The organism is Rathayibacter sp. AY1A7 (genome assembly GCF_002930845.1).
Taxonomy (GTDB): domain Bacteria; phylum Actinomycetota; class Actinomycetes; order Actinomycetales; family Microbacteriaceae; genus Rathayibacter.
Genome location: NZ_PSTL01000040.1, coordinates 1 through 10299, shown reverse-complemented (window position 1 = coordinate 10299; position 10299 = coordinate 1). Strand labels below are relative to the sequence as shown.

Below are 10299 nucleotides of genomic sequence, written 5' to 3'. Positions count from 1 at the left end.
CCGCACCTCGGCCCCGTCGCCGCCGGAGGCGCCCTCGCCTGGGCCGCGCTGGCCGCGCTCCTCCTGCTCGGGGAGCCGCACCCCGCGGCGGCAGCGGCGAGCACGAGCAGGAGGACCGCCGCGGGGTGCGGCTCCCCGAGCAGGAGGAGCGCGGCCAGCGCGGCCCAGGCGAGGGCGCCTCCGGCGGCGACGGGGCCGAGGTGCGGGGTGGCGGCGGGTGCAGTGGCGGTCATGGTGCGTCCTCTCGTCGTGGTCCTCCGAGCCTCGCGGAGGCCCGTCGGCGGAACCAGATCAGCATCCGGGCACGGCAGCATCCGGACATGCGGCGGACCCCCGGCTCCGCGCGGGGCGGAGGGTCGGGGGCCCACGGGACGTCCGGGCAGGTTCCGGCCGTGGCAGCATCCGGTCAGCCGGCCTCGCGCAGCCTCCCGCCGGCGAGGTGGAGGCTGCGCTGCGCACGGCGCGACGGCGGAGTCGTGGGTGTCGTCGACTCCTGCTCTCCGGGCGCCCGCTCTTCCCGGGGCGGTGCCCGCGGTCGTAGGCTCGCGCTCATCCGCAACGGGAGGGGCCGACGATGACCGCCACGAGAGAGACGTCCGCCCCGCCCGAGCTCAAGCGCGTGCTCGGCCCCAAGCTGCTGCTGCTGTTCGTGGTCGGCGACATCCTCGGCACCGGGATCTACGCGCTCACCGGGCAGGTCGCGGCCGAGGTGGGCGGGGCCGCGTGGCTCCCCTTCGTGATCGCGTTCGTCGTCGCCACGCTCACCGCCTGCTCGTACCTGGAGCTGGTGACGAAGTACCCGCAGGCGGCGGGCGCCGCGCTCTACGCGCACAAGGCGTTCGGGATCCACTTCGTCACGTTCCTCGTCTGCTTCACCGTGATGGCGAGCGGGATCACCTCGGCCTCCGCCGCCTCGGGCGCCTTCGCGAGCAACTTCGCGATCGGCTTCGGGCTCGGGGACGGCGCGGGGACGCGGTTGAGCATCGCGCTGGTGTTCATGGTCTGCATCGCCCTGGTGAACCTGCGGGGCGTCGCCGAGAGCGTCGGGCTGAACGTGGTGCTCACCCTGATCGAGCTCTCGGGCCTGCTGCTGGTGATCTTCGTGTGCTTCTTCGCCGTGTTCGGCGGGCAGGCCGACTTCTCGCGGGTGGTCGCGTTCGAGGCGCCGGAGGACAAGTCGCTGCTGCTCGCGGTGAGCACCGCGACCTCCTTGGCGTTCTTCGCGATGGTCGGCTTCGAGGACTCGGTGAACATGGCGGAGGAGACGAAGGAGCCCAGCCGCATCTTCCCGCGCGTGATGCTCACAGGTCTCGGCATCACCGCCGTGGTCTACGTGCTCGTGTCCACGCTCGCCGTCGCGATCGTCCCCGTGGGGGAGCTGGCCGGCAACGACACTCCGCTCGTCACGGTCGTCGAGGCCGCGGCGCCCGACTTCCCGATCTCGACGCTGCTGCCCTTCATCTCGCTCTTCGCCGTGGCCAACAGCGCGCTGATCAACATGATGATGGCCAGCCGCCTGCTCTACGGGATGAGCCGCCAGGGCGTGCTGCCGCCGTTCCTGCAGAACGTGCTGCGCGGACGGCGCACGCCGTGGGCGGCGATCCTCTTCACGACGGTGATCGCCCTGCTCCTCACCGCCTACGTGTCGCGCGACCCCTCCGACCCCATCGCGGTGCTGCTGGGCGGGACCACGTCCCTCCTCCTGCTGGCGGTCTTCGCCGTCGTCAACGTCTCCGTGCTGGTGCTGCGGCGGCAGCCGGTCGAGCACCGTCACTTCCGGACCCCCACCGTGCTGCCGGTGCTGGGCACGATCGCCTGCGTCTACCTGGTGCTGCCGATCACCTCGGGACGCGACACCGCCCAGTACGGCATCGCGGGGGTGCTGCTCGTGATCGGCGTCCTGCTCTGGGCGGCGACCTTCATCGACCGGCGGGTCCGCGGCTACGCGCGCACCGCGGCGATCGCTCCGGAGGAGCTCGACGCCGATCCCGCGGAGGACGCATCGGGAGCGCACAGCGACGGCATCGGCCGGTCATAGCCGATCCATAGGGAACTCCCGATACTGGAGTCATGAGCACCCCGGCCCCCTCGAAGCACCTCGCCCCCGCGCAGCGCACCCGCCTGAAGCGGGCCGACGGGACGCCGATCCGCGTCCTCGTCGTCGACGACGAGAGCACCCTCACCGACCTGCTCCAGATGGCTCTGCGCTACGAGGGCTGGGAGGTGCGCACCGCCGCCGAGGGCCGCGCCGCGATCACGATCACCCGCGAGTTCCGACCGGACGTGATCGTGCTCGACGTGATGCTCCCCGACATCGACGGCCTCCAGGTCCTGCAGCGGGTCCGCGCGGACGGCAGCGAGACCCCGGTCCTCTTCCTCACCGCGAAGGACGCGCTCGACGACCGGATCGCCGGCCTCACCGCCGGCGGCGACGACTACGTCACCAAGCCCTTCTCCCTCGAGGAGCTGGTCGCCCGGATGCGCGGCCTCATCCGCCGCAGCACCCTGCTCGCCAACGACGCGGACGACCCCGAGGTCGTCGTGGGGGACCTGGTGCTGAACGAGGACAGCCACGAGGTCCGCCGGGGCGGCGACGAGATCGAGCTGACCGCCACCGAGTTCGAGCTGCTGCGCTTCCTGATGCGCAATCCGCGCCGCGTGCTCAGCAAGGCCCAGATCCTCGACCGGGTCTGGTCGTACGACTTCGGCGGCAAGTCGAGCGTGGTCGAGATCTACATCTCGTACCTGCGCAAGAAGATCGACGCCGGCCGCTCGCCGATGATCCACACCGTGCGCGGCGCCGGCTACCTCCTGAAGCCCGCCGACCAGTGAGCCGCACCGGCCGCCCGTCGCTCGGCGACTTCGCGACCCGCTCCGCCCTCCGCAGCTCCCGCCGCGGCCGGCGCGCGCCGTGGACTCTGCGGCGGCGGATGGTCGTCGCCGTGGTCGCGCTCGTCGCGGTGACGGCGGGCGTCGTGGGAGCGGTCAGCGTGCTCTCCGCCCGCTCGATCCTCTACGGCAGCACGGACGCGTCGCTCAGCCAGTCGGTCACGCGCCTCCAGGACTTCGACGGGCCGAGCCGCTTCGGCGGGTCGAGCGCGATCGAGCAGGCCACGACCTGCCCCAGCGGATCCTTCGGCGGCGGCCCGAGCCAGAACCTCAGCACCATCACCGCCGTCCAGGGCTCGGACGGCTCCTTCATCGGCGCCTACGTCGACGCCGACGGGGTCTGCCGGCAGTTCTCGGACCCGGCCGACTCGGTGCTCGCGGCGGCCGTCGCCGCAGGGGGCGAGGAGGCGACCATCGAGCTGCCCGGGAGTCTCGGGACCTACCGCGTGCGCGCGGCGGCGGTCGAGGGCTCCGTCGTCGTCGTCGGCGTCCCCCTGGGCGAGGTCGCCGAGACGCTCGCCTCCCTCACCTGGGTGGTCGTCGTGGTGGTGCTGCTGGCGATGCTGCTGGTCGCCCTCGTCGCCACCGCGATCATCCGCGTGGCCCTGCGGCCCCTGGAGCGGGTGGAGGCGACGGCGACCCGCGTGGCCGAGCTGCCGCTGGACCGCGGCGCCGTCGAGCTGGTCGAGCGGGTCCCGGAGGAGGACGCCGACACCCGCACCGAGGTCGGCCGCGTCGGCGCCGCCTTCAACCGCATGCTCGACCACGTCACCGGTGCTCTGGAGTCGCGGCAGGCGAGCGAGGACAAGGTGCGGCAGTTCGTCGCCGACGCCTCGCACGAGCTGCGCACTCCCCTCGCGGCGATTCGCGGCTACGCGGAGCTGCCCCGGCGCGGCGGGACCGAGCTGCCGGAGTCGGCGGCCTACTCCCTCGATCGGATCGAGTCCGCCGCCACCCGGATGACCTCGCTGGTCGAGGACCTCCTCCTGCTCGCCCGCCTCGACGAGGGCCGCGACCTCGAGAAGGAGCCCGTCGACCTGACGCTGCTCGTGATCGAGGCGCTGTCGGACGCGCACGCCGCGGGCCCCGACCACGAGTGGGACCTCGAGCTCCCCGAGGAGCCGATCGAGATCCGCGGCGACGGCTTCCGGCTGCACCAGGTGGTCGCCAATCTGCTGCGGAACGCGACCGTGCACACGCCCCCCGGCACCCGGGTCGTGGCGGCGCTCGCCGAGGAGGTGTCGGAGGGGCGGCCGATCGCAGTCGTGACGGTCACCGATTCCGGCCCGGGCATCGCGCCGGAGCTGGTGCCGGTGCTGTTCGAGCGCTTCGCCCGTGGCGACTCCTCCCGAGCGCGCACGACCGGATCGACGGGGCTGGGCCTGGCGATCGTGGCGGCGGTCGTCGACGCCCACGGCGGGCGCGTCCTCGTCGCGTCCGAGCCGGGGCGCACGAGCTTCCGCGTCGAGCTGCCAGCGGGCTGAGGGCCGGGACGGCGGTCTCCCGCCGCCCGCCCTACACCGAGACGCCCAGCCGGCGGCGCGCGTCGTCGAGGGTCCGCACCACGGCGACCACCTCGTCGAGCGGGTGCAGCGGCGACTCGGTGCGCCCCTCCGTCACGTACTGCGCGACGTGCAGCGCCTCCCAGGCGAGGCCCTCGCCGCCCTGGAGCGGCGTCTCGTCGATCCACGACCCGCTCTCGGAGCCGCGGGTGAGCGTCACGCCGCCCGGCGTCCAGAACGACGGGTGCACGTCGATCCGCCCCGCCCGCCCCGCGACGCTCGCCGCGTGGCGGGTGTCGGCCAGCACGGTCGAGGTGGCCACCGACTGCACCCCGTGCGCGTGGCTGCCGACGATCGTCGCGGTCGCGTCGACGCCGGTCGAGGTCATGCTGCCGGCGACGACGGTGCTCTGCGGGGTGCCCGCCACCATCGAGACGAAGGAGGAGGCGTAGACGCCGACGTCCAGCAGGCCGCCGCCCGCGAGCGCCGGGTCGAAGATGCGGCTGGAGGGGTCGAAGTCGAAGGCGGCGCCGAAGTCGGCCGAGACGACGGCGGGCGCGCCGACCGCCCCGTCCGCGAGCAGCTGCCGCACGACGTCCATGTGCGGCAGGTAGCGCATCCACATCGCCTCCATCGCGAAGACTCCGGCGTCGCGCGCGGCGTGCACGATCATCTCGGCCTCGCCCGGGGTCGGCGCGAACGGCTTCTCGACCAGGATGTGCTTGCCCGCGGCGATGGCGAGCAGCGCCTGGCGGGCGTGCTCCGAGTGCGGCGAGGCGATGTAGACCACGTCGACCTCCGGATCCTCGACCACGGCCTCGTAGCCGGCCGAGGCCCGCTCGATCCCGAACCGGCTCGCGAACCGCTCCGCGCGCTCCAGCGAGCGGGAGCCCACCGAGACCACGCGCTGCCGGGTGTGCTTCTGCAGCGCCTCGACGAACGAGCCGGCGATCGAGCCGGGCGCGATCACCCCCCAGCGCAGGACGGGGGAGTCGAGGAGGGAGGGGAGTCGGGGCTCGGGGAGCGTCAGTGCCATGCGTCCACGCTAGGGCCCCGTGCCCGGCGGGGGCGAGGGGGTGCGCGGCGGTCCCCTAGGGTGTGACGGCACGCGCAGTCGCGGGCGGAGGAGGACGTCATGCCCGAGTGGTACACCCTGGGCGTCGTCGCCCTCGTGATCGTCGTGGTGGTCGTCGCGATCGTGCGCTTCCGGTTCAACCCGGTGCTGGCGCTGGCCGTGGGAGCCGCCGCGATCGGCCTGCTCACCGGGCTCGGCCCTGTCGACACCGTCTCCACGATGACCACCGGCTTCGGCGAGGTGATGATGGAGGCGGGCCTCCTGATCGGCTGGGGCGTGCTCATCGGCGCGATGCTCAACGAGATGGGCGCCGTCGTCCGGCTCGTCGAGGGCCTGCTGCGCGTCTTCGGCCGCCGCGGGATCCCCTACGCGCTGGGCCTGTCCTTCGCCACCTACCTGCAGACGATCTTCGTCGACGCGCTGATCGTGATCGCGGCCCCGCTCGCGCGCCGGATCGCGCCGCGGCTGGGGCGCGCGGGCACCGGCATCGTCGCCGTCACCTTCGCCGTCGGGCTCGAGACGGGCATCGTGATGATGGTGCCCGGCTTCGCCGCGGTCGCGCTCGCGGGGCTGCTCGGAGTGCCGCTGGGCGTGATGATGCTCGGCGGCTTCGCGGTGGTGGCGCCGACGGTCGTGGTCACGATCCTGCTGATGTCGCTCGCGTTCCGCCTCGGCTTCTGGGACCCAGCGCGCGACGAGCAGCTGGTCGTGCGCGACGACACGACCGGGCTCGCGACGGTGGGAGCGTCGCCCGATGCGGACGGCGGACGGCTGCCGTCGTTCGGCGCGCGGGGGCGCGGCGGGGCGTCCTCGGGCGGAGCCGGAGCGGTGTCGGGCGGCTCGTCCGGCTCGTCCGTCGAGGACGCGGCGGGTCCCGCTGAGGCGCAGGACGCCCACGCCGCCCGCGAGCGCCCGCTCCTGCTCCTCTTCGCGCCCATGCTCCTCGCTCTCCTGCTCATCGCCGCGCAGGCGGTGCTCACCGTCTCCGGGATCGAGCTGCCGGTGCTGCAGTTCCTCGGGAACCCCGTCATCGCGCTCCTCCTCGCCGTGATCGGCACCGGAGTGGTCGGCCGGTCCACCGTGGGAACCGCGCGGATGGAGAAGGCGGTCGCCAAGGGCTTCCAGGACGGCGGGCAGATCTTCCTGCTCACCGGCGTCGGCGGGGCGCTCGCCGCGGTGATCGCGCAGGGCGACCTCGGCGAGATCCTGAAGGGCTACTTCTCGACCTCGGCGACCGCGCCGCTGCTGCTCGTCTGGGTGATGGCGGCCGTGCTGCACATCGCGGTCGGCTCGGTCACCCTCTCGGCGATCACGGCGGCCGGAGTCGTCGCGCCGGTCGCCGCGACACTCGGCCTCGACCCTCTGCTGATCGCGCTCGCCGCGGGCTCCGGCGCGCTGTTCTGCATCCACGTCACCTCGAACACCTTCTGGCTGCTGCAGAGCTTCCTCGGCCAGTCGGTCCGCGGCGCCCTCAAGTCCGTGACCGTCGGCGTCTCCCTCGCCTCCGTCCTCGCGCTCGGCGCCACGCTCGTCCTCTCCCTCTTCCTCTGACCAGGCCCTCTCTCCTCCTCTCGTCGGATGCCGCTCCGACACTCGACTCGCCGCGCGAGGCCTCCGACGAGGCATCTCGCGGGGGTGACCCGGCCGACACGTGACGGAAACATGGAGTCTCTATCTTCCTGAGAGGGTTCACATCCGATTCGGAGATCCAGACGCCGACGGGGGCCCGATCCGTTCCGTCACGCCTCGACAAGGGAAGAACTCCGCTTGAGATCTCGAACCGCCCTCGCCTCCGGATGCGCCGCGCTCGCGCTCGCCGCCGGCGGCCTCCTGGTCGCCCCGCCGGCGACCGCCACGACGACAGCACCCGCCGATTACACCCGCGTGGACATCGTGCGTCCGCCGTCCGCTCCGATCGCGGTGCCGACCAGCTACCCGCAGCAGACCCCGCTGACCGAGGTGCCCGTCGACCCGACCGACGCCTCGCTCCTGCGCGGAGTCACCCCCTACGACGCCATCGCGCCGCAGCTGAACGCGCTCGCCGCCCGCTCCGACCGGGTCTCGACCCAGGTGGTCGGGAAGTCCGGCCTCGGCCGCGACATCTACCTGGTCACCGTCACCGCCCCCGAGACCGAGGCCGAGACGGCGCAGCAGGCCGAGTGGCGTGACCGGCTCAAGTACGAGCCCGCCGCCGCGGCCGCCGACGCCGAGCTGATGGACGGCTACAAGGTGCCGGTCTGGTTCAACGGCAACATCCACGGCAACGAGTGGGAGGGCAGCGACGCGATCCTCGAGTACATCGAGGGCGTCGCCACCGCCGAGGACGCGGAGACCGAGGCGCTGCTCGAGGGCAACCGCCTCTACTTCACCGTCACCAACAACCCCGACGGCCGCGCCCTCGGCCAGCGCGCCGTCGCCGCGGGCTACGACCCGAACCGCGACATGATCACCGGAGCCACCAGCGAGGCGGCCGTGATCCGCGACCTCTCGAGCGTGCTCCAGCCCACGTACTTCATCGACATCCACGGCTACACCGGGATCCTCCAGGTCGAGCCCTGCGGCCCGCCGCACGGCGAGAACTACGAGTACGACCTCTTCCTCCCGCACGCCTACGCGACCGCGCTCGAGATCGAGCGCCGCGTCGTCGAGGCCGACGTGCCCGGCAACACCTACCTCGCCGAGGACGGCAGCGCCACCACGGACAACACCGGGAAGATCCTCATCCCCTACCGCGACATCCGCGCGGGCTGGGACGACTGGCCCCCCATCTTCGCCCCGCAGTACGTCGCCTTCCAGGGCGCGATCACCAACACGGTGGAGCTTCCGCTCGGCCGCACGGCCAACAGCACTCCGGAGGAGATCGCCCAGGGCCAGGCCAACGCGGACATCGACGTCGAGGTCGCCGGGATCGTCATGGACGCCTCCGTCGACTACATCGAGGCCAACCGCGACGCGCTCCTGAGCAACCAGGTCGCCATCTTCGAGCGCGGCGTCACCGGCGCCCCCGCCATCGAGATCCCCGCCGACGTCTCCGGGGCCGACCTGCCCGCGGGCGTGCCGACCGAGTGGACCGAGATCTGGGACGAGACCGACGTCTACACGACCGAGTACCCGCGCGCCTACGTCATCCCCGTCGACGGCACGCAGCGCTCCGTCTCGGACGCCGAGACCCTCGTCGCGCAGCTGCTCGCCCACGGCGTCGAGGTGTCGCGGACCACGGCCGCCACGAGCGTCGGAGGAGTCTCCTACCCCGCGGGCACCTACCTGGTCGACATGCACCAGTCGGTCCGCGGCCTCGCCAACGTCCTCCTCGCCGACGGCAGCGACATCTCGAGCCGCGTGCCCGAGATGTACGACGTCTCGGCCTGGAGCCTCTCGCTCCTCTGGGGCGCCGACGTGCAGGCGATCGGCTCCACCACCGACGCCCTCCCGGCCGTCGGCCTGGAGCCGGTGACCGCCGTGGCTCCGGTCGGCTCCCTCCCGGCAGGCGCCGACTACCTCGCCTTCGAGCCGCGCGGCGTCCTGGAGTACCAGGCCGTCAACGCGCTGCTGGCCGACGGCGTCGCCCTCGAGCAGTTCGAGGACGGCACGATTGCCCTCCGTGCAGACGCCGCCGGGCTCGCGGCCGCCGAGGGAGCCGCCGCCGCCTTCGGCGTCGACTTCACGGCGACCACCGCCGACCGCGTGCGCGCCGAGGAGGGGAAGGCGCTCGACGCCCTCCGCGTCGCCTACTCCGGCACGAACGAGGACCGCGACGCGCTGGCCAAGCTCGGCTTCGCCGACGCGGTCGCCGTCGACGCGGCCGCGCTCACCGCGGGCACCGCGACCCTCGAGAGCGCCGACGTGCTCTACGTGGGACGCGCCCTCTCCTTCACCCCGGAGCAGGCCGCAGGCCGCACCGTGGTCGAGGAGTTCCTCGCGGCGGGCGGCGACGTCGTCGGCCGCGGTGGCGCTGGAGCGGCCTTCGTGTCCGACTTCGGCCTGGCCGAGCTGACTGCGCAGACCGGCACGAGCGGCTCCAACGGCATCGTCTCGGTCGAGACGCCCGGCGGCGGAGTCCTCGGCGACTACCCGCAGGACACCGCGTTCGTCTCGCCGGCACTGTGGTTCGCCGGCTTCGACGAGTCGGTCGCGGTCGAGCAGAGCTACTCGGAGGACGGCACGTTCGTCGCCGGGCACTGGGTCGACTCCGACGGGCAGTCCCGGAGCGACGCGGCCGGGCAGGCCTCGGCCGTCTCGTTCTCGACGGAGTCGGGCACCGAGGGCTTCCTCTTCGGCACCTCGCCGGTGTTCCGCAACCACCCGGTCGGAGCGTTCAGCGACGTCGCCCGGGCGCTGCTCGCCGTGGCGCCGGAGGGCGCCGCCGTCGAGCTGCCGGGGACTTCGGAGCCCACGCCGACGCCGGAGCCGACCGGCTCACCGGAGCCGACCGCGACTCCCGAGCCGACGGCGACGCCCGAGCCCACCGCGACGCCCGAGCCGACCGTGAGCCCCGAGCCCACGTCGACCCCCGAGCCCACGTCGACCCCGGAGCCCACGTCGACCCCGGAGCCCACGTCGACCCCGGAGCCCACCGTCGTGCCGACGGCCGGACCGGCCGCCACGGCCGCGCCGATCACCGCGCCGACCGGCCCCGGCGGCCTCCCCTCCACCGGAGTGGAGACCGGCTCCTGGCTGCTGCTCTCGGGAGGTGCTGTCGCCCTCGGCCTCGGCTCGCTCCTGATCGCCCGCAGCCGTCGCCGTGAGGACCAGGAGGCCTAGCCTCCGCCTCGGGGAGGGATCGGGCGCCCGCAGCCCGGTCCCTCCCCGTTCCCGTTCCCCGTCCCCCTCGTC

At 73.3% G+C, this 10299-nt stretch carries 7 protein-coding genes; 5 read left to right on the top strand and 2 right to left on the bottom strand.

All coding sequences use genetic code 11. The features are described 5' to 3' along the window. A partial coding sequence (locus tag C5B95_RS16815; protein ID WP_219813864.1) for a hypothetical protein occupies nucleotides 1-233 on the bottom strand: 233 nt, incomplete at its 3' end. 341 nt (nucleotides 234-574) lie between these two features. Between C5B95_RS16815 and C5B95_RS16810 the strand changes: the two genes are divergently transcribed. The 3 genes from C5B95_RS16810 to C5B95_RS16800 are packed head-to-tail and all read left to right on the top strand — an operon-like array spanning nucleotide 575 to nucleotide 4373. Continuing rightward, a complete protein-coding gene (locus C5B95_RS16810) occupies nucleotides 575-2038 on the top strand; it encodes an APC family permease (RefSeq protein WP_104247764.1) in 1464 nt (487 codons plus the stop codon). Between the two features lie 32 nt (nucleotides 2039-2070). After that, a complete protein-coding gene (locus C5B95_RS16805; protein ID WP_104223650.1) occupies nucleotides 2071-2832 on the top strand; it encodes a response regulator transcription factor in 762 nt (253 codons plus the stop codon). Beyond that, a complete protein-coding gene (locus C5B95_RS16800; RefSeq protein ID WP_219812137.1) occupies nucleotides 2829-4373 on the top strand; it encodes a cell wall metabolism sensor histidine kinase WalK in 1545 nt (514 codons plus the stop codon). Before C5B95_RS16805 ends, C5B95_RS16800 begins: the two co-directional genes overlap by 4 nt. 31 nt (nucleotides 4374-4404) lie before the next feature. On the opposite strand, the gene C5B95_RS16795 is transcribed toward C5B95_RS16800, so the two are convergent. Further along, on the bottom strand, nucleotides 4405-5427 hold the full coding sequence (locus tag C5B95_RS16795; protein WP_104223651.1) for a Gfo/Idh/MocA family protein: 1023 nt from the start codon (nucleotides 5425-5427) through the stop codon (nucleotides 4405-4407). Nucleotides 5428-5526: 99 nt separating this feature from the next. Between C5B95_RS16795 and C5B95_RS16790 the strand changes: the two genes are divergently transcribed. Further along, complete coding sequence (locus tag C5B95_RS16790; RefSeq protein ID WP_104337726.1) at nucleotides 5527-7017, top strand: GntP family permease; 1491 nt, start codon at nucleotides 5527-5529, stop codon at nucleotides 7015-7017. 216 nt (nucleotides 7018-7233) lie between these two features. Further along, nucleotides 7234-10227 carry a M14 family zinc carboxypeptidase gene (locus C5B95_RS16785; protein WP_104349679.1) on the top strand — a complete coding sequence of 998 codons (2994 nt, stop codon included), beginning with the start codon at nucleotides 7234-7236 and terminating at the stop codon, nucleotides 10225-10227. The last annotated feature ends 72 nt before the right edge of the window (nucleotides 10228-10299 follow it).

Coding starts and splice junctions, on each gene's coding strand:
- C5B95_RS16810 (WP_104247764.1), top strand. CDS start 575: ATGACCGCCACGAGAGAGACGTCCGCCCCGCCCGAGCTCAAGCGCGTG.
- C5B95_RS16805 (WP_104223650.1), top strand. CDS start 2,071: ATGAGCACCCCGGCCCCCTCGAAGCACCTCGCCCCCGCGCAGCGCACC.
- C5B95_RS16795 (WP_104223651.1), bottom strand. CDS start 5,427: ATGGCACTGACGCTCCCCGAGCCCCGACTCCCCTCCCTCCTCGACTCC.
- C5B95_RS16790 (WP_104337726.1), top strand. CDS start 5,527: ATGCCCGAGTGGTACACCCTGGGCGTCGTCGCCCTCGTGATCGTCGTG.